This is a genomic window from Yersinia sp. Marseille-Q5920 (assembly GCF_946902935.1).
Taxonomy (GTDB): domain Bacteria; phylum Pseudomonadota; class Gammaproteobacteria; order Enterobacterales; family Enterobacteriaceae; genus Yersinia; species Yersinia rochesterensis.
This window is the reverse complement of record NZ_CAMPQA010000008.1, coordinates 54,827-75,167: the sequence shown is the minus strand read 5'-3', so window position 1 is coordinate 75,167 and position 20,341 is coordinate 54,827. Positions and strand designations below refer to the sequence as shown.

Below are 20,341 nucleotides of genomic sequence, written 5' to 3'. Positions count from 1 at the left end.
TGTGTTTGAGAAAACGTGAGCAGAGTGCACTTTTTAAATGAGGGGCAATAGTGGGTTCAGCTCGATTTGCGAAGCATACTGTCGGATATTTAGGTTATTGCAGTGGAGTCACAGATAATTTCGGCGGTGCTCGCAGAACAGAATGATATTCTGCAATTGGTAGCTACCCGCCGAGAATAGTTTGATAGGATTATTTAAAGCGCATGGACAGGTCCAGGGCAGTAATATGTTTGGTGAGCGCACCGACTGAAATAAAGTCAATGCCTGTTTCAGCATAGCTACGCAAAGTTTCCAATGTTACGTTACCTGAAACCTCCAATTGTGCACTACTCTGGGTTTTGGCCAGTTCATCGCGCATTCTTACAGCATCACGCATCATTGGAATAGTGAAGTTATCTAGCATGATGATGTCGGCACCAGCTTCTAGTGCTTGCTGCAACTCATCAAGGGATTCAACTTCAACTTCTACAGGGACATCGGCATGGATCCAAAATGCTTTGGCTACAGCTTCTTTAATCGAACCGGCAGCAATAATATGATTTTCCTTAATAAGGAAGGCATCAGATAAACCCAGCCGATGATTATTGCCACCACCACAGAGGACGGCATATTTTAAGGCGGTACGCAGCCCAGGAACTGTTTTTCGGGTATCAAGTAATTGAGTATGCAATCCAGAAAGTTCGGCCACATAGTGGCTCACTTCGGTAGCGACACCCGATAAAGTTTGCAGGAAATTAAGTGCAGTACGTTCACCCGTCAACAGAATACGTGCGGGGCCAGTCAAATGGCAAAGAACCTGATCCGCTACCAGTTTATCTCCATCTTTAACTTTCCATGTGATAGATACCTGGGCACCAAGTTGAATAAACACTTCATTCAACCAGCGCTGACCACAAAAAATACCGGCTTCTCGGGTAATGATGGTGGCATCTGCCTGCTTATCCGCTGGCAGTAATTGTGCTGTAAGGTCGCGATCTGCATTGACCTCACCACCAAGGTCTTCACTCAAAGCCTGAGCAACAGTAGACGGGATATCGCGTTGAATTCGTTCCAATAGCTCGGCACGGCGGCTGTCGGCATTATAGCTGCGGGTCGGCATAGAAAACTCCGAAATGGCGGATAGATAGTTGTCCAAACATGCTACTCTGTTGCTGGTAGAAGTGCCATAAAAGAGCGGGTTGAAGTGTCGCCATTAGGGGCTTAGGTAAACTATGCAGTTAGAAAATAGCGGACAGTTAGAAAATAACTGGCAGTTAAAGAATGGCTGGATTTCTGGGGTCAAACGGGTTGTGTCCCCACATTTTGATCAGCGGCCAGAAGGCGAAATTCCTTCTTTGTTGGTGATTCATAACATCAGTTTGCCTCCCGGTGAGTTTGGCGGCCCGTATATCGATCAATTATTCACTGGCACACTCAACGCCGATGAACACCCTTATTTTGTCGATATTGTTCATCTTAAAGTATCAGCCCATTGTCTGATTCGCAGGGATGGGGAAGTTATTCAATATGTTCCATTTGATAAACGGGCCTGGCATGCGGGAGTATCAACTTTTGCTGGGCGTGAGCGGTGTAACGATTTCTCTATTGGGATCGAGTTAGAAGGGACGGATGTGTTACCGTTTACGCCCGCACAATATTGCAGTTTGGCTGAAATTAGCGCGCTGCTATTTGCCGCTTATCCGATAACTGCAGAACTGGTTACGGGTCACAGTGATATTGCGCCAGGGCGTAAAACCGACCCAGGTCCCGCTTTTAATTGGGAATTGTATCAACAGAGTTTGGTGAAGTTATCTTTGCCATCGTAATACGAAAGTGATGCAATATTAACCTGAAGTCTATGGTAAGCGCGTATTAGCTTGTCACTTCGTCTGATATTGTCGTTCATGCATGCCGGGAGGCATATGCCCTGTTTCTGGGTGGGTTAAGTGCAAAGGGAGAGTAAGAGCTAATGACACTGTTTACGCTGTTGCTGGTGCTGGCATGGGAGCGCTTGTTTAAACTGGGCGAACATTGGCAGTTAGATCATCGTCTTGAAGTGGTATTTATGCGTTTACGCCACTTTTCATTGGTACAAACAATTTTACTGACCGCTGTGTGGATGCTGTTGGTATGGCTGATTTTACGGTTAGTGCAAAATATCTTGTTTGGCCTCCCTCTTTTACTGGTGTGGATACTTATTTGCCTGCTGTGCATTGGAGCGGGGGGAATACGCAAACATTATCGCGCCTACCTGAAAGCAGCACGTCAGGGTGATGCCCATGCTACCGATAAAATGGCCGAAGAATTAGCGCTCATCCATGGTTTACCGATGAATAGTGGTGAGAAAATCAGGCTGGAATCGCTGCAAAATGCATTGTTATGGATAAACTTCCGTTACTATTTAGCACCGATCTTCTGGTTTGTTGTATGTGTTAATTACGGCCCGGTAGCATTGGCGGGGTACGCAATGTTACGTGGATACCAGACGTGGCTAGCGCGACATAACACTCCGTTACAACGTTCTCAATCGGGTATTGACCGTATCTTGCATTGGTTGGACTGGATACCTGTGCGGTTAGTAGGTGTTGCTTACGCATTATTAGGACACGGTGAAAGAGCTTTACCAGCTTGGTTTGCTTCATTGGGTGACTTCCGTTCTTCGCAATACCAAGTGTTAACTCAGCTCGCGCAATATTCACTGGCGCGAGAACCTCATTTAGATCCAGTACAGACGCCAAGATCCGCCGTATCTTTAGCGCGAAAAGTGACGCTGACGGTGATTGTAGTGGTTGCTTTACTGACTATTTATGGCGCACTGGTATAGCGACTTTATTTATAGATCAGGTAGAGAAGCATAGCTCAGGTAGAGAAGCCCACTTCAGGTAAGAGCGGCCTCAATAACTCAGTCTCAATTCAATAAAATAAACGGGCCAGCACTGATGGCTGGCCCGTTAGCGACAATATTGTCAGCTTTCTAAAGATAATAAGATACTTTCTGCTATTAGGATTTTGCTCTTTGGTTGCGGTTTTTCAGGATATAACCGACAGCCAGTAGCACTAACCAGGCAGGAATCAACAGCACTGAGATCTGGATGCCCGGTGTCAGAGACATGATGACCAGAATGCCAGTCAAGAATAGCAAACACAGGTAGTTGCCGAACGGATACCAGAAAGCTTTGAATTGTGGAGTGACGCCCTGACGGTTTTTAGCAGCACGGAATTTAAGGTGTGCCAAGCTGATCATCGCCCAGTTGATCACCAGCGCTGAAACCACTAATGCCATTAATAATTCAAAAGCACGGCCGGGTATCAGATAGTTAATCAATACACAGAAAGCAGTCGCAAATGCGGAAACGGCGATAGCAAGAACCGGCACCCCGCGACCATCGACTTTCAGCAGTATTTTCGGGCCATTACCTTGCTTGGCTAAACCGAACAACATGCGGCTGTTACAGTAAACACAGCTGTTGTAGACCGATAATGCCGCGGTTAGCACCACAATGTTTAATACGGTGGCCACGACATTACTGTTCAATGCATGGAAGATCAGGACGAAGGGACTACCGCCTTCAACCACTTTGCCCCACGGGTAAAGTGACAGTAAAATTGCCAGCGAACCGATATAGAACAACAAGATACGATAGATAACCTGATTGGTTGCTTTCGGGATGCTTTTGGCTGGGTTTTCTGCTTCTGCCGCAGTGATGCCGACTAATTCAAGCCCACCGAATGAGAACATGATTACCGCCATTGCCATCACTAACCCCATGATGCCATTAGGGAAGAATCCGCCCTGAGCCCATAAGTTAGTAACCGTGGCTTCTGGGCCGCCTTGTCCGCTGAGTAATAACCACCCACCGAATAGAATCATGGCGATGATAGCGACTACTTTAATGATGGCAAACCAGAACTCCATCTCGCCATACACTTTCACGTTAGCCAGATTGATGGCGTTGATGGCGAGGAAGAAGACGGCGGCTGATACCCATGTTGGGATCTCCGGCCACCAATACTGTACATAGATACCCACGGCGGTGAGTTCCGCCATAGCGACTAACACGTACAGAACCCAGTAATTCCAGCCGGAAGCAAAGCCGGCAAAATTACCCCAGTATTTATAGGCAAAGTGACTGAAAGAACCGGCTACTGGCTCCTCGACCACCATTTCCCCTAACTGGCGCATAATCAGAAATGCAATAAAACCGCCGATGGCATACCCCAGTAACACTGAAGGCCCCGCCATTTGAATAGTCTGCGCGATACCCAGAAACAGTCCGGTACCAATAGCGCCACCTAAGGCAATAAGCTGGATGTGGCGGTTTTTAAGCCCCCGCTTTAGCTCCGCACCTTCCTGTTGAACACTCATTATTGCATCCTCTGTCGTTGTCACTTCTAGCTAGCAAACCCGTTGTCCTTACAATAAATCTATTGGGTATAAACGGGCGCCACATGCTATGCGTAAGATTTTGATTACATTATTTGTATTATTTTGTTTACGGTTGCTTTTTATGGAATTTTCTCCATTGGCTACCGTTTAAAAGAGAATAGTGCTAGGCAATAATTATTGCATCTGCTTTTTATTTTATCCGCTGAATTTTTAGGCAAAATGCCAATAAAAATGTTGATGCGTGATCAAGCTGTTGTTTTCAGAAAAAGCAGTAATAGGTGTTTGTTGCACAAAAATTCACCAGTCGACTATTTTTATTGTGGTCAAACCAGTATTTGGCTGGAAGGAGAGAGATAGACAGATTTTTCTTGTTTTGAGTTGAATTTAAATTCACAAAAATAGGATTTAAATTCACTAATAAAATAACTATAACGCTTCAGCTTGCCTAAATACGCGTTTCATAAAAGTTAAAACTCGCTGGCGTCAAGTAATGGTATTACCACCACTAGGTTATCACTTTGCATTGCTATATCAGTGAAGTTGTTAAAATGTGCTGGGTTTCATGATTTTGGTCAAGGTCCGTATGGACAGGTAGTGAATACTTTGTTACTTTATCGTCACGTTTTTGAAATTGGTATTACCAATTGACTCCGCGCTACTCGCAGAGACGATTCACTCAATACGGCACAGCGCAACTTACAACAAATTATGGCCTACAACAAAATACGTCAGCCCAAATTGTCAGATGTTATCGAGCAGCAGCTCGAGTACCTGATCTTGGAAGGGACGCTGCGTCCGGGAGAGAAGTTATTGCCTGAGCGCGAGTTGGCGAAGCAATTTGATGTTTCCCGACCTTCTCTGCGAGAAGCAATCCAGCGGTTAGAGGCTAAGGGGCTGCTGTTGCGCCGTCAGGGCGGTGGTACTTTCGTGCAAACCAATCTGTGGCAAAGCTTTAGCGATCCGCTGGCTGAACTGCTGGCCGACCATCCAGAATCACAATTCGATCTGTTAGAGACCCGTCATGCCCTCGAAGGTGTAGCAGCCTATTATGCTGCACTGCGCGGTACTGACGAAGATCTACAACGCATTCGTGAATGCCATACTGTTATTCAGCAAGCACAAGACCGCGGTGATTTGGATGCCGAGGCCGATGCTGTCATGCAGTATCAAGTTGCTGTCACAGAGGCTGCGCATAATGTGGTTTTACTGCATTTACTGCGCTGCATGGGGCCAATGCTGGAACAAAACGTTAAACAAAACTTTGAATTGCTTTACTCGCGCCGCGAAATGCTGGCAACGGTGAGCAGTCACCGCGCCGGGATTTTTGAGGCGATTGTGGCTCGTGAGCCAGAGAAAGCTCGCGAAGCCTCACACCGTCACTTGGCGTTTATCGAGGAAATTCTGTTGGACCTCAGTCGGGAGCACAGTCGCCGTGAGCGATCTTTGCGTCGGCTCCAGCAGCGCAAGGACTAAGAACTTATCCTGCATTTGGGTCGGTTCTATATGCTTATTTTGAGCACGAAACGCGGCAACTAAACCCAAAATAATTCGAGTTGCAGGTAGGCGGCAAGGGAGTGAATCCCCAAGAGCTTACTTGAGTAAGTGACTGGGGGGCAAGAGTGCAGCCAACACCCCAGCAGCTTGAAGTATGACGGGGAAAAACTGATGGGCCTATCTTCCGGTGTTTTCACCAGGGCACGTGCTTTAGCCTGAGGTTAAAGCACAGGAAGATAGGCTCCAAATAAACCATTAGAAACAGATAAGGAATACCACCATGTCAGAACGTTTAAATAATGACGTGGATCCGATCGAAACCCGCGACTGGCTACAGGCGATCGAATCGGTCATCCGTGAAGAGGGTGTTGAGCGTGCTCAGTATCTGATTGATCAGGTCTTGGGCGAAGCCCGTAAAGGTGGTGTGAGTGTTGCAGCTGGTTCAGCCAGCCGTGATTACATCAACACTATCCCGGTAGAAGACGAACCCGCTTACCCTGGCAACCTGGAGCTGGAGCGTCGTATTCGTTCAGCCATCCGTTGGAATGCCGTGATGACCGTGTTGCGTGCGTCGAAGAAAGATCTGGATTTGGGCGGCCATATGGCATCCTTCCAATCTTCCGCTACTTTCTACGAGGTTTGCTTCAACCACTTCTTCCGTGCTCGTAACCAAAAAGACGGCGGCGATCTGGTTTACTTCCAGGGCCACATCTCTCCGGGCGTTTACGCGCGTGCTTTCCTTGAAGGCCGCCTGACGCAAGAACAGATGGATAACTTCCGTCAGGAAGTTGACGGTAAAGGTTTGTCTTCTTACCCGCACCCGAAACTGATGCCTGAGTTCTGGCAGTTCCCGACGGTCTCTATGGGCCTTGGCCCAATCAGTGCAATCTATCAGGCTAAGTTCCTGAAATACCTGTCTCACCGTGGTCTGAAAGACACTTCAGCACAGACCGTGTACGCCTTCTTGGGCGACGGCGAGATGGATGAGCCAGAATCTAAAGGTGCGATCACCATCGCGACCCGTGAAAAACTGGATAACTTGGTCTTCGTTATCAACTGTAACTTGCAGCGCCTCGATGGCCCGGTTACAGGTAACGGCAAAATCATTAATGAACTGGAAGGCATCTTCAGCGGTGCTGGCTGGCAGGTTCTGAAAGTTATTTGGGGTAGTCGTTGGGATGAACTGCTGCGTAAAGATACCAGCGGTAAACTGATCCAACTGATGAACGAGACTCTGGATGGCGACTACCAGACTTTCAAATCCAAAGACGGCGCTTATGTGCGCGAACACTTCTTTGGTCGTTTCCCAGAAACTGCTGCATTAGTGAAAGACATGAGCGACGACGAGATCTGGTCTCTGAATCGTGGCGGTCATGATCCGAAGAAAGTCTTTGCTGCACTGAAAAAAGCACAAGAAACTACCGGTAAACCAACTGTTATCCTGGCCCACACCATCAAAGGTTACGGCATGGGCGAAACAGCTGAGGGTAAAAACATCGCCCACCAGGTGAAGAAAATGAACATGGAAGGGGTTCACCACTTCCGCGATCGTTTCAATGTGCCGGTTGCTGATGCTGATATCGAAAAACTGCCATACATCACTTTCGAGAAAGATTCCGAAGAGTCTAAGTATCTGCACGAACGCCGCCAGGCGCTGGAAGGCTACGTGCCAACTCGCTTGCCTAAGTTCACTGAAAAGCTGGAAATGCCAGCGTTGTCAGATTTCAGCTCTTTGCTGGAAGAGCAGAACAAAGAAATCTCTACCACTATCGCTTTCGTGCGTGTGCTGAACGTGATGCTGAAGAACAAGTCTATCAAAGACAGAATTGTTCCAATCATCGCCGACGAAGCCCGTACCTTCGGTATGGAAGGTTTGTTCCGTCAGATTGGTATTTACAGCCCGAATGGTCAGCAGTATACCCCGCAAGACCGTGAACAGGTTGCTTACTACAAAGAAGACGAAAAAGGCCAGATCCTGCAAGAAGGGATCAACGAGTTGGGTGCCGCTTCTTCTTGGCTGGCTGCTGCGACTTCTTACAGCACCAACGATCTGCCAATGATCCCGTTCTACATCTACTACTCCATGTTCGGTTTCCAACGTATCGGCGATCTGTGCTGGGCTGCGGGTGACCAACAGGCACGTGGCTTCTTGATCGGCGGTACTTCAGGTCGAACCACACTGAACGGCGAAGGTCTGCAACATGAAGATGGTCATAGCCATATTCAGTCACTGACTATCCCGAACTGTATCTCTTACGATCCAGCTTATGCATACGAAGTAGCCGTCATCATGCATGATGGTCTGCAACGTATGTATGGCGACGCGCAGGAAAACGTTTATTACTACCTGACCACGCTGAACGAAAACTATCACATGCCAGCAATGCCGCAGGGCGCAGAAGAAGGTATCCGTAAAGGTATCTACAAACTGGAAACTGTTGCAGGTAGCAAAGGCAAAGTGCAGTTGATGAGCTCAGGGGCAATTCTGCGTCACGTTCGCGAAGCAGCTCAGATTTTGGCTAACGACTACGGCGTAGGTTCTGATGTGTACAGTGTAACTTCATTCACTGAACTGGCGCGCGATGGCCAGGATTGTGAGCGCTGGAACATGTTGCACCCAACAGAAACTCCACGTGTACCTTATGTTGCTCAGGTTATGAATGACGCGCCAGCGGTTGCTTCTACTGACTACATGAAGTTGTTTGCTGAACAGATTCGTAACTTCATTCCTGCCAGCGAGTTCCGCGTTCTGGGTACAGATGGTTTCGGCCGCTCTGACAGCCGTGAGAACCTGCGTCACCACTTCGAAGTTGATGCTTCTTACGTGGTGGTTGCAGCTCTGGGTGAATTGGCTAAACGCGGTGATATCGACACCAGCGTAGTTGCAGAAGCAATTACTAAGTTTGGTATCGACGCCGATAAAGTTAACCCGCGTCTGGCATAAGAGGTAAAGAACAAATGTCTATCGAAATCAATGTACCTGACATCGGTGCGGATGAAGTTGAAGTCACCGAAATTATGGTGAAAGTGGGCGATACTGTTGAAGTTGAACAATCGCTGATCACCGTTGAAGGTGATAAAGCTTCTATGGAAGTCCCTTCACCGCAGGCGGGTGTCGTTAAAGAAATCAAAATTGCGGTCGGCGATACTGTGGCGACTGGCAAGCTGATGATGATCTTCGAAGCTACGGGTGCCGCTGCGGCACCTGCTCAAGCTGAAGAGAAACCAGCAGCTCCTGCTCAGGCAGCGGCTCCTGCGGCATCAGCGGCGAAAAATGTTGAAGTGCCAGATATCGGTGATGATGAAGTTGAAGTCACTGAAGTGATGGTTAAAGTGGGTGACACTGTTGCCGCGGAACAATCTCTTATCACTGTAGAGGGCGATAAAGCCTCTATGGAAGTACCTGCACCCTTCGCCGGTATCGTGAAAGAGATCAAAATCAGCACCGGCGACAAAGTGAAAACCGGTTCTCTGATCATGGTATTTGAAGTTGCAGGTGCAGCACCGGCGGCAGCTTCGGCTCCAGCACCACAAACTGAAGCTCCAGCCCAGCAAGCCGCTCCTGCTGCTGCGCCAGCTAAAGTTGCTGCGGCTCCAGCTGCAAGCAAAGGTGAGTTTGCTGAGAATGATGCCTATGTGCATGCCACGCCGGTTATCCGCCGTCTGGCGCGTGAATTTGGCGTTAACCTGGCGAAAGTGAAAGGAACTGGCCGTAAGGGCCGTATCCTGCGCGAAGACGTTCAGACTTACGTGAAAGATGCGGTCAAACGTGCTGAAACTGCCCCTGCTGCTGGCGGTGGTCTGCCAGGCATGCTGCCGTGGCCGAAAGTTGATTTCAGCAAGTTCGGTGAAATCGAAGAAGTGGAATTGGGCCGTATCCAGAAAATCTCTGGTGCTAACCTGAGCCGCAACTGGGTCATGATCCCGCATGTGACACACTTCGACAAAACCGATATCACCGATCTGGAAGCGTTCCGTAAGCTGCAGAATGACGAAGCTGCCAAGCGTAAGCTGGACGTGAAGTTCACCCCAGTGGTGTTCATCATGAAAGCGGTTGCTGCTGCTCTCGAGCAGATGCCACGTTTCAACAGCTCACTGTCAGAAGATGGTCAGAAGCTGACGCTGAAAAAGTACATCAACATCGGTGTCGCGGTAGATACGCCAAATGGTCTGGTAGTTCCGGTATTCAAGGATGTGAACAAGAAAAGCATCACTGAACTGTCCCGTGAACTGATGGCTATCTCCAAGAAAGCTCGTGATGGCAAGCTGACCGCTGGCGAAATGCAGGGCGGTTGCTTCACCATCTCCAGCCTGGGCGGTATCGGGACAACTCACTTCGCACCTATTGTTAATGCGCCGGAAGTGGCTATCTTGGGTGTCTCCAAGTCTGCGATAGAACCAGTCTGGAACGGTAAAGAGTTCCAACCGCGTCTGATGATGCCGATGTCACTCTCTTTCGACCACCGTGTGATTGACGGTGCTGATGGTGCACGCTTTATCACCATCATCAATAACATGCTGGCTGATATTCGCCGTTTGGTGATGTAATTGCTAAGGCCGGCTTCGCGCCGGCCTTGTTTTTACATAAGTCGACAAGGTTGTTGAGACCCTCGTCACGCGATGCGGCTTTTCAGGTTATTAACAATTCTGTAAACTGCACGCGGTGCAAGCGTCACGGTGGATGCGGGCGTTATGAGATTAATTAGCCAAAAAAATGGTGTCTGATCCGCCGGACAAACAATTAAGAGGTCATGATGAGTACTGAAATTAAAACTCAGGTCGTGGTACTTGGGGCAGGCCCAGCAGGGTACTCTGCTGCTTTTCGTTGCGCGGATTTAGGTTTAGAAACTATTCTGGTTGAGCGTTATGCCACTCTGGGTGGTGTTTGCTTGAATGTCGGTTGTATCCCGTCCAAGGCGTTGTTGCACGTTGCTAAAGTTATCGAAGAAGCCAAAGCATTGGCTGAACACGGTATCGTGTTTGGCGAGCCTAAAACTGACATTGATAAAGTACGTGTTTGGAAAGAGAAAGTTATCAATCAGTTAACCGGTGGTTTGGCAGGTATGGCTAAAGGCCGTAAAGTCAAAGTGGTTAACGGTCTTGGTAAATTTACTGGCGCGAACACTCTGGTTGTTGAGGGTGAAAACGGCCCAACCACAATTACTTTCGATAACGCGATTATCGCCGCAGGTTCTCGTCCAATCCAACTGCCATTTATTCCTCATGAAGACCCACGTGTTTGGGACTCAACTGATGCGCTGGCACTGAAAACTGTCCCAGAACGTCTGTTGGTAATGGGCGGCGGCATTATCGGTCTGGAAATGGGTACGGTTTACCATGCACTGGGTTCGAAGATTGATGTAGTCGAAATGGCTGACCAGGTTATTCCGGCGGCCGACAAAGACGTAGTGAAAGTATTCACCAAGCGCATCAGCAAGCAATTCAACCTGATGCTTGAAACCAAAGTGACGGCGGTAGAAGCCAAAGAAGACGGCATCTATGTCACCATGGAAGGCAAAAAAGCCCCAGCAGAACCACAGCGCTATGATGCAGTTCTGGTCGCTATCGGTCGCGTGCCTAACGGTAAGTTGCTGGATGCAGGTCAGGCTGGCGTTGAAGTTGACGAGCGTGGTTTTATCCATGTAGATAAACAACTGCGTACCAACGTGCCGCACATTTTTGCTATCGGTGACATCGTGGGTCAGCCAATGCTGGCACACAAAGGTGTTCACGAAGGCCATGTTGCTGCTGAAGTTATCTCCGGCATGAAACATTACTTCGATCCAAAAGTCATTCCATCTATTGCATACACTGAACCAGAAGTCGCATGGGTGGGTTTGACTGAGAAAGAAGCCAAAGAAAAAGGCATCAGCTACGAAACCTCCACCTTCCCGTGGGCGGCATCGGGCCGTGCTATTGCTTCTGATTGCGCAGACGGTATGACCAAACTGATTTTCGACAAAGAAACTCACCGCATCATTGGTGGCGCGATTGTCGGGACTAACGGTGGTGAACTGTTAGGTGAAATCGGTCTGGCCATTGAGATGGGTTGTGATGCTGAAGATATCGCCCTGACAATCCATGCTCACCCAACGCTGCATGAATCTGTTGGTCTGGCTGCGGAAATCTACGAAGGTAGCATTACTGACTTGCCTAACCCGAAAGCGAAAAAGAAATAATTTTCTGCTGACGCGGTATTTACAGATGCAACACTGAAGCGGCCCTTTTATCAGGGCCGTTTTTTATGGAAACAATAATTTTAATTAATGGTTACCGGTGGGGGGATAAATTCTGATTGCAAGCCTCTGAGAACGCGCATTTCTACTTCAATTGTTCCATCACCGACGACATCTATCTTAGTCACCAAAAAACGACTGTGGGGCAGAAATATTCTGGTTCCTTCACTATTATCCAATAGGGCTGAAACATCGGTGCTGTAGGTTAACCCTCTGGGGTAATGGATGGTGTATTTAATATTAACTTCGCCATCATCGAGATCTTCAGTATTAAAGTTTGTAATATATTCATCATCTGTGGTGGTGCTAAAAAAGGTATCATTACTGTAGATTTCCTCTTCTATTATCTCTGTCTCAAACTCAATCTTATTTCTTATTTCGCCACGATAAACTGTACTTGTAATTTCTGTGGTTAAATTTCTAACTGTTTTATTCTTAAGTGAAATGCTAATGTCTGAATGACGTTTGAGTGCATTAGTTAACTGATCTATTTCTATTTTAATATCTGGCGTGATATTTTTGCTTCGTATTGCATTGTTAATTCTTACATACCCATCTTCAGTATAATCTTTTAAGGAAAAATAATCTTGGAAACTAATTTTATCATTAGTGCTTAACTTATTATATTCTTCAATTTCATCATGTATATCTAGCTGAGTGTCATGCCAAAACGTCTCACTGTAAATACTTTTTATTTCCTCAATGGCGACCTCTATTTCACTTTCCTGAATAGGGCTTCTCCGATGTATTATTGTGAATTTGCTTTTTTCGGGTTGCTGAGTGTTATCATCCTCCGCGTCAGATTCTTTTATACTGGATGAATCAGATTCGCTTGCACTGGATGATTCTGATTCTGATTCTGATTCTGAACTGTCTATTCTTGCTCGTTTAAGTGGTGGCTCATCACCCAGAGTTGGTACATTTGGATCGCCTAAAAGATAACCCAATCTGCCATTCACTCTTCTTATTACAACTTTAGTTTTAGGCTTTGCTGTTGTCGATAACAAGGGTATTCGTTCGGTGCTGGTACTGAGTTTTGGGGAGGGAGGTACTTTTATTGTTGATCCTGGTCTGCCAGGTAACTTTCCTACAGAAAATCTAAATCCTCTAGGTTGCGGGGTCGGCCCCCCGGCTAAGATACCCAGACCAATATCCAGTGCAATTTCTTCACTTGTCGGTGGTGGTGTTTTCCCCTGATTTTCCGGGACTTCTTTACACGGCAGGCCGTTTTCCCATTTGCAATGTCTGGCTTGATATTGACTAAAGCTCTCTTTATTTGATTGGTATTTAGGTTCTGCTGTGCGGGAGTGTACTATTTTAATAGATATAACAGTATAAATAAGTATTAATAGAGCGTGGTTTATTTTCATAAAAACTCCATATTAATATTCGTTATTGTAGCAAATTCCATTTTTTGAAATTTGGAATGCAGATAAATATTTAGCCAAAGTGAATGCTAAATCAAGATGAAAAATCTTATTGGCAATTTTATTTATATTTATGTTGTGACGATTAATAAAGATCGCTATTTTTTATATTGGTCGGGGTGAAACCTCATTGACTGGAACAGTTAAAAAAACTGTCCAGTGCGTAACTGGCTGGGGGAAATATTAAATATCCGCCGCAATGCGGTAGCGAAATTTGCCGGGCTAGTATAACCCGCAATAGTGGCGGCTTGATCAATACTGATCCCTTCTTTCTGAATAGCCAACATCGCGCGTTTTAAACGGCAATGGCGCAGATATTCAAACACCGTAATGTTGTAGCTTTCACGAAAACGCCGCTGCAAAGTACTTTGGCTCATATTCACCCGTTGGGCCAATTCACTCATTGAAAGATGGTCGGCTTCACCACTTTCCAGCCAGTCACGGACCTGTTGCACTCGGTTCATACCGCGTAATGATATTTTATTTTGCTGTAGCGCCTGCTGTTCCAGTGAACTGAATGCTTCAATAATCAGACCAATACATTGCGTTTCGCAGTGCAGGCGCTCCAATGGCGTTGAAAAGGGCGGCGCACTTGCTATTTTCTGAGCGATTGCTTGGGCATGAATTGATGGCCGCCATAAATGAATCGCCAAATGCTGCTGAGTGAAGTTGTATAAAGTATCCCAGGTGCCAGTCTGCGGCAGTAAATCGCCATATAACCATTCCCGATCAAATGTGAGGGTCAGAGTACGCTCATGGCTATTATTTTTACCGTGGCGAGTAAATAGCGTGTTTTCAGTGAGTGAAATCAGTGATGCATCGCTTTTCTCCTGCAAATGCAGGTGCTTACCACCAAATGAAATATGTGCGCTGCCACTGACCACAATCGCTAGCTTCAACGCTGGGTTGAGCTGATTCTGTGTCTTGATATCGGAAAGGTTGGTGACATTCGCGGTATGCAGGATCAGATGTGGATTCAGCCGCAATACCTGAAAATCGCCATACAATACAGGGTCGGTGGGCGCTAACTTAGTGCCGCTCAACTGATAATCACTGGCCACCAGATTTGACTGTTGCACAATTTGGTCGCGATAAATTGGTTTAGACGAGGGGGAGACATTGCGCAACTTGTTTTTCTTCACCACCGACATAATGAACTCTCCACTGATATTGACTTTATAACAAAGAGTTTTGCTGTTTACACAAACCTTTTTTCTGATTGCAAATGTAACAATTAGCCGCGTGAATTGATAATGAAAATAATTATCAATCTTGTTCGTTTTTGTTGCCCCATGAATAGATTGGTAGAGACTTTCCTCTGCTGACATTCGCTGTGGGCTTTTGCATCGGGGAAAGTGTAATGAAAGTAAAATGGCAGCGGCGCTCTCTGACGACCTTAGCGAGCTTGATTGGTATCTGTATTTCGACTCCGCTTTGGGCGCAGACACAAGATACCACTCAGGCAGGGTCTGATACAGACACGACACAACAACAAAAAACAACCGCGGCAGAAAGCAAAGCGGTAACTGGCGATACCTTGGTGGTCACGGCTCAGCAACAAGTCCGCCAAGCGCTGGGCGCATCGACTATCACCGCAGAAGATATCCGCAAGCGCCCTCCGGCGAATGATTTGTCCGAAATTATCCGAACTATGCCCGGTGTTAACCTTTCCGGTAACTCTGCCAGCGGCCAGCGCGGGAACAACCGCCAGATCGATATTCGTGGCATGGGGCCTGAAAACACCTTGATCATGATTGATGGCATTCCGGTTTCGAGCCGCAATGCGGTGCGTTATGGTTGGCGTGGTGAGCGCGATACCCGTGGTGATACCAACTGGGTACCGGCGAATATGGTCGAGAAAATCGAAGTATTACGCGGCCCTGCCGCTGCGCGCTATGGCAATGGTGCCGCGGGTGGTGTGGTGAATATCATTACCAAACAGCCGGACAAAGAGCTGCATGGTAGCTGGAATGCTTACATGAATATGCCGCAGCATAGCGAAGAAGGCGCGACTCGTCGCACCGACTTCAGCCTGTTGGGGCCATTAAGTGATACCGTCAATTTCCGCTTATACGGCGGATACAACAAAACTGATGCTGATGATTGGAATATTAACCAAGGCCATGAATCAGCCCGTACCGGAAATCAAGTAGGCACCTTGCCAGCCGGTCGTGAAGGGGTTCGTAATAAAGATATCAATGGGTTACTGAGTTGGGAGTTTGCTCAAGGTCAATCCCTGGCGTTCGAGGCGGGTTATAGCCGCCAGGGTAATATTTATGCCGGTGATACACAAAACACCAACAGCAATGCCATTGTGCGCAGCCTATATGGCGCAGAAACCAATGTAATGTATCGTGGTAATTTCTCACTGACACATCGCGGTTTTTGGGATAACGGCGTGAGCACCACCTCTTATGTCCAATATGAAAATACCCGCAACTCACGCATTAATGAGGGGCTGGCGGGCGGCACCGAGGGTATCTTCTCCAATAACAAATTCAGCACGATCAAATTGGACAACTATTTAGCCCATTCCGAGGTTAACCTGCCGTTTGAGTTAGGGGTTAATCAAGTGCTGACTGTCGGCGCGGAATGGAATGACCAGAAAATGAATGACCCGACCTCCAATACTCAGACCACGACTGAGGGCGGCAGTGTCAGTGGTTTGACGGGCGTCGGGCGAGATACGCGCACTTCAGCACAGATAGCCTCGGTATTTGTTGAAGACAATATCGAGTTGACGGAGACCACCATGCTCACCCCGGCGCTGCGTTTTGATCATCACAGCACTGCGGGAAGCAATTGGAGTCCGGGGATAAATCTGTCACAAGAACTGGGCGATTACTTCACCATGAAAATGGGGATTGCCCGCGCCTATAAAGCGCCAAATCTCTATCAAACCAACCCTAACTATCTATTATATAGCCGTGGTCAGGGTTGCTATGGTGCAGGGGGCAGTTGCTACCTGATGGGTAATGACGCGCTGTCAGCGGAAACCAGTGTCAACAAAGAGATAGGGTTCGAGTTCCATAACGACGGTATTATTGCCGGTATAACTTACTTCCGTAATGATTATCGTAATAAGATTGAGCCGGGTATCGTCTCCCTCGGAACGGCCAATGGCGGCACCGGCGCTTACACTAATTCTGATATATTCAAGTGGGAAAACGTACCGAAAGCGCTGGTTGAAGGGCTGGAAGGTAACTTGACCGTGCCATTCACCGACGCGGTGCAATGGAGCAGCAATCTGACCTACATGCTGGAATCGAAGAATAAAACCACCGGTGATTATTTATCAATCACGCCGAAATATACCTTGAACAGCTCACTGAGCTGGCAGGCAACAGATGATTTGTCCTTACTGTCGACAGTGACCTGGTATGGGCGTCAGAAGCCGAAGAAATATGACTATCAAGGTCTGCCGGTCACTGGCTCAGCGCGCAATGAAGTCAGCCCGTATGCTATCTTCGGCCTGAGTGGCAGCTATACATTGACTAAAAATGTCAGTGTCACCACTGGGATTGAAAACCTGTTCGATAAACGCCAGTTCCGCGCGGGTAATGCCCAAAGTGTGGCGGGGATCGCCGGGGCAGGGGCTGCCACTTACAATGAGTCAGGCCGGACATATTTTGTTAGCTTGAATACTCAGTTCTAAATGCCCTTCATACTTGGAGCATAGGATCTTTTGTTAAAGCAGAAACAGTCATTATCGGCTGTTTCTGCTTCATTTATCGCCACAATATCGTCCATTTGTTATTCCTCGCCCTAAAAATCCTACCGGCAGCACGAGATTCTCATTGCAAGATGGTATCCATTCATTTAATAAGGTTATTATGTCGAGGTATTTTACAGATATTACCCTACCGCAAGGGGCTAATTGAGAGCCGCTATCAATACGTCAGATGATTACACTGCGCTCAACGATTCAGCAAAAATTTAATGTTGCTTTTATGTGAACGAATTAACACTGAGTTCAAATACTGATATGCTGGCTGAGCGAAGCTGGGCATCTTACCTTACACCTGGTGCATCAATGATGATGGCTGGTGGCTTACTGATAGCCTAGAAAATAAATGACAATAAAAGCGAGGAGAGAGTCGTGCTAGAAGAATACCGTAAGCACGTAGCCGAGCGTGCTGCTGAGGGTATCGTCCCTAAGCCATTAGATGCGTCACAAATGGCCGCGCTGGTTGAATCATTAAAAAATCCGCCTGCGGGCGAAGAAGAATTCCTGTTAGATCTGCTGATTAACCGCGTACCCCCCGGTGTTGATGAAGCAGCCTATGTTAAAGCCGGTTTCCTGGCGGCCATTGCCAAGGGCGAAGCCCACTCTCCCCTGATTAACGCCGAAAAAGCGATTGAACTGCTTGGTACCATGCAGGGTGGCTATAACATTCATCCGCTGATTGATGCATTAGATAATGAAAAGCTGGCACCGATTGCGGGCAAAGCGTTATCTCATACCTTGCTGATGTTTGATAACTTCTACGATGTGGAAGAAAAAGCCAAAGCGGGCAACCCCCACGCCAAGAAAGTTATGCAATCCTGGGCAGATGCCGAATGGTATCTTTCCCGCCCGGCGTTGGCAGAAAAAATCACTGTCACCGTGTTTAAAGTGACCGGTGAAACCAACACCGATGACTTGTCTCCGGCTCAAGATGCTTGGTCTCGCCCTGATATCCCATTGCATGCTTTGGCGATGCTGAAAAATGCTCGCGAAGGTATTCATCCGGATCAACCGGGCAGTGTTGGCCCGATCAAACAGATTGAAGAACTGAACAAAAAAGGCTTCCCACTGGCCTATGTTGGCGATGTAGTCGGTACCGGTTCCTCCCGTAAATCTGCCACTAACTCCGTGCTGTGGTTTATGGGCGACGACATCCCTTACGTGCCAAACAAGCGCGGCGGCGGTGTGGTGCTGGGCAGCAAAATTGCGCCAATCTTCTTTAACACCATGGAAGATGCCGGCGCTTTACCTATCGAAGTGGATGTCAGCAACCTGAATATGGGCGATGTCATTGATATCTATCCATATCTGGGCGAAGTTCGCCTTCATGACACTGGTGAGATACTCGCCACTTTCGAGCTGAAAACTGAAGTGCTGCTGGACGAAGTCCGTGCTGGTGGGCGTATCCCGTTGATCGTCGGCCGTGGCTTGACCACCAAAGCCCGCGAATCTCTGGGCTTGCCGGTCAGTGAAGTCTTCCGTATTGCCAAGCCGGTTGCCAAAAGTAACAAAGGTTTCTCGCTGGCGCAGAAAATGGTTGGTCGCGCTTGCGGTGTTGCTGGTGTGCGCCCAGGTGAATACTGCGAACCTAAAATGACCTCGGTCGGTTCACAAGATACCACCGGCCCGATGACCCGTGATGAGCTGAAAGACTTAGCCTGTCTGGGTTTCTCGGCTGACTTAGTGATGCAGTCATTCTGTCATACGGCGGCGTATCCGAAGCCAGTTGACGTGACCACTCACCACACACTGCCTGACTTTATTATGAACCGTGGCGGTGTGTCGCTGCGCCCAGGTGATGGCATTATTCACTCATGGCTTAACCGCATGCTGCTGCCAGATACTGTCGGCACCGGCGGTGACTCACACACCCGTTTCCCTATCGGGATTTCTTTCCCGGCGGGTTCTGGTCTGGTGGCCTTTGCGGCAGCAACAGGCGTGATGCCATTAGACATGCCTGAATCTGTGCTGGTGCGCTTTAAAGGTAAAATGCAGCCGGGTATCACTCTGCGTGATCTGGTGCATGCAATTCCTTACTACGCGATTCAAGAAGGCCTGCTGACCGTTGAAAAGCAAGGTAAGAAGAATATCTTCTCTGGCCGAATTCTGGAAATTGAAGGTCTGCCAGAGCTGAAAGTTGAACAGGCATTCGAGCTGGCGGATGCTTCCGCTGAGCGCTCTGCGGCTGGTTGCACCATCAAGCTGGATCAAGCGCCGATCATTGAATATCTGCAATCCAACATTGTGTTGTTGAAGTGGATGATAGCTGAAGGTTACGGCGACCGCCGTACACTGGAGCGCCGTGTCAATGGCATGGAAAGCTGGTTGGCGAACCCGAATCTGCTGGAAGGTGATGCGGATGCGGAATACGCCGCAGTGATCGAAATCGATCTGGCGGAAATCACTCAGCCGATTCTTTGCGCGCCAAACGATCCTGATGATGCCCGCTTGCTGTCTGATGTGGCTAACAGCAAAATCGATGAAGTCTTTATCGGTTCCTGTATGACTAACATTGGCCACTTCCGTGCTGCTGGTAAATTGCTGGATCAGCACAAAGGCCAGTTGCCAACCCGCCTGTGGGTTGCACCACCGACCAAAATGGATGCCGCGCAATTGACTGAAGAGGGCTATTACAGCGTCTTTGGTAAGAGTGGCGCCCGCATTGAGATCCCAGGTTGCTCTCTGTGTATGGGTAACCAGGCGCGCGTGGCAGATGGGGCTACAGTGGTGTCGACTTCCACCCGTAACTTCCCGAACCGCTTAGGTAATGGGGCGAATGTTTATCTGGCTTCGGCTGAACTGGCGGCGATTGCATCACTGCTGGGGCGTCTGCCAACTCCGGATGAATATCAAACTTATATGGCTCAGGTTGATAAGACCGCAGAAGATACTTACCGTTACCTGAATTTTGATCAGTTAAGCCAATATACTGATAAAGCTGATGGCGTGATCTTCCAAACTGCTGTGTAAAAAGATATATTCCGCACCCGACGGGAGGCCAATGGCCTCCCGTATCTATTTTAAAACCCGTATCGAAGTGAAATTTTGCCGCTATTTGCCGGCTTTGCGAGTTTGCGCCAAGTCAGGTAGA

General features: G+C 48.0%; 12 protein-coding genes. 8 read left to right on the top strand and 4 right to left on the bottom strand.

The genetic code is table 11. The features are described 5' to 3' along the window. Positions 1–190: 190 nt before the first annotated feature. The gene (nadC, locus tag OVO64_RS12990) at positions 191–1,099 is read right to left on the bottom strand and encodes a carboxylating nicotinate-nucleotide diphosphorylase (protein ID WP_038636255.1); all 909 of its coding nucleotides are present in this window, start codon (positions 1,097–1,099) and stop codon (positions 191–193) included. Between the two features lie 112 nt (positions 1,100–1,211). Here nadC and ampD point away from each other — a divergent pair, with 112 nt between their 5' ends. Both ampD and ampE read left to right on the top strand, forming a co-directional pair. Continuing rightward, on the top strand, positions 1,212–1,805 hold the full coding sequence (ampD, locus tag OVO64_RS12985; RefSeq protein WP_267248819.1) for a 1,6-anhydro-N-acetylmuramyl-L-alanine amidase AmpD: 594 nt from the start codon (positions 1,212–1,214) through the stop codon (positions 1,803–1,805). Positions 1,806–1,948: 143 nt separating this feature from the next. Next, entirely contained in the window at positions 1,949–2,803 is an 855-nt protein-coding gene (gene ampE / locus OVO64_RS12980; RefSeq protein ID WP_038636251.1) for a beta-lactamase regulator AmpE, read from the top strand. A gap of 177 nt (positions 2,804–2,980) precedes the next feature. Here the strand turns inward: ampE and OVO64_RS12975 are convergent, their stop codons facing one another. Beyond that, positions 2,981–4,345 carry an amino acid permease gene (locus tag OVO64_RS12975; RefSeq protein ID WP_038636249.1) on the bottom strand — a complete coding sequence of 455 codons (1,365 nt, stop codon included), beginning with the start codon at positions 4,343–4,345 and terminating at the stop codon, positions 2,981–2,983. Between the two features lie 729 nt (positions 4,346–5,074). On the opposite strand from OVO64_RS12975, the gene pdhR reads away from it, so the two are divergent. The 4 genes from pdhR to lpdA all read left to right on the top strand — a co-directional run bounded on the left by pdhR (position 5,075) and on the right by lpdA (position 12,039). Next, positions 5,075–5,839 (top strand): pyruvate dehydrogenase complex transcriptional repressor PdhR, encoded by a 765-nt coding sequence (gene pdhR / locus OVO64_RS12970; protein WP_038636247.1) that lies wholly within the window; start codon positions 5,075–5,077, stop codon positions 5,837–5,839. 301 nt (positions 5,840–6,140) lie between these two features. After that, positions 6,141–8,804, top strand: coding sequence for a pyruvate dehydrogenase (acetyl-transferring), homodimeric type (gene aceE / locus OVO64_RS12965; RefSeq protein WP_038636245.1), 2,664 nt, complete (start codon positions 6,141–6,143; stop codon positions 8,802–8,804). Positions 8,805–8,818: 14 nt separating this feature from the next. After that, the gene (gene aceF / locus OVO64_RS12960; RefSeq protein ID WP_038636243.1) at positions 8,819–10,408 is read left to right on the top strand and encodes a pyruvate dehydrogenase complex dihydrolipoyllysine-residue acetyltransferase; all 1,590 of its coding nucleotides are present in this window, start codon (positions 8,819–8,821) and stop codon (positions 10,406–10,408) included. A gap of 206 nt (positions 10,409–10,614) precedes the next feature. Next, positions 10,615–12,039: a dihydrolipoyl dehydrogenase gene (lpdA, locus tag OVO64_RS12955; protein WP_005156808.1), complete on the top strand. Its 1,425-nt coding sequence runs from the start codon at positions 10,615–10,617 to the stop codon at positions 12,037–12,039. 80 nt (positions 12,040–12,119) lie between these two features. On the opposite strand, the gene OVO64_RS12950 is transcribed toward lpdA, so the two are convergent. Further along, the gene (locus OVO64_RS12950) at positions 12,120–13,466 is read right to left on the bottom strand and encodes an ADP-ribosyltransferase (protein ID WP_267248818.1); all 1,347 of its coding nucleotides are present in this window, start codon (positions 13,464–13,466) and stop codon (positions 12,120–12,122) included. Positions 13,467–13,666: 200 nt separating this feature from the next. Continuing rightward, a complete protein-coding gene (locus OVO64_RS12945; protein WP_032819163.1) occupies positions 13,667–14,674 on the bottom strand; it encodes a helix-turn-helix domain-containing protein in 1,008 nt (335 codons plus the stop codon). Positions 14,675–14,883: 209 nt separating this feature from the next. On the opposite strand from OVO64_RS12945, the gene OVO64_RS12940 reads away from it, so the two are divergent. Both OVO64_RS12940 and acnB read left to right on the top strand, forming a co-directional pair. Beyond that, entirely contained in the window at positions 14,884–17,178 is a 2,295-nt protein-coding gene (locus OVO64_RS12940; RefSeq protein WP_038636239.1) for a TonB-dependent siderophore receptor, read from the top strand. Positions 17,179–17,622: 444 nt separating this feature from the next. After that, positions 17,623–20,220 carry a bifunctional aconitate hydratase 2/2-methylisocitrate dehydratase gene (gene acnB / locus OVO64_RS12935; protein ID WP_145509595.1) on the top strand — a complete coding sequence of 866 codons (2,598 nt, stop codon included), beginning with the start codon at positions 17,623–17,625 and terminating at the stop codon, positions 20,218–20,220. The last annotated feature ends 121 nt before the right edge of the window (positions 20,221–20,341 follow it).

What these genes read in the sequence shown, in the direction of transcription:
- OVO64_RS12950 (WP_267248818.1), bottom strand. Translation starts at nt 13,466, where the DNA reads ATGAAAATAAACCACGCTCTATTAATACTTATTTATACTGTTATATCT.
- nadC (WP_038636255.1), bottom strand. Translation starts at nt 1,099, where the DNA reads ATGCCGACCCGCAGCTATAATGCCGACAGCCGCCGTGCCGAGCTATTG.
- OVO64_RS12975 (WP_038636249.1), bottom strand. Translation starts at nt 4,345, where the DNA reads ATGAGTGTTCAACAGGAAGGTGCGGAGCTAAAGCGGGGGCTTAAAAAC.
- OVO64_RS12940 (WP_038636239.1), top strand. Translation starts at nt 14,884, where the DNA reads ATGAAAGTAAAATGGCAGCGGCGCTCTCTGACGACCTTAGCGAGCTTG.
- ampD (WP_267248819.1), top strand. Translation starts at nt 1,212, where the DNA reads ATGCAGTTAGAAAATAGCGGACAGTTAGAAAATAACTGGCAGTTAAAG.
- lpdA (WP_005156808.1), top strand. Translation starts at nt 10,615, where the DNA reads ATGAGTACTGAAATTAAAACTCAGGTCGTGGTACTTGGGGCAGGCCCA.
- ampE (WP_038636251.1), top strand. Translation starts at nt 1,949, where the DNA reads ATGACACTGTTTACGCTGTTGCTGGTGCTGGCATGGGAGCGCTTGTTT.
- OVO64_RS12945 (WP_032819163.1), bottom strand. Translation starts at nt 14,674, where the DNA reads ATGTCGGTGGTGAAGAAAAACAAGTTGCGCAATGTCTCCCCCTCGTCT.
- pdhR (WP_038636247.1), top strand. Translation starts at nt 5,075, where the DNA reads ATGGCCTACAACAAAATACGTCAGCCCAAATTGTCAGATGTTATCGAG.
- aceF (WP_038636243.1), top strand. Translation starts at nt 8,819, where the DNA reads ATGTCTATCGAAATCAATGTACCTGACATCGGTGCGGATGAAGTTGAA.
- aceE (WP_038636245.1), top strand. Translation starts at nt 6,141, where the DNA reads ATGTCAGAACGTTTAAATAATGACGTGGATCCGATCGAAACCCGCGAC.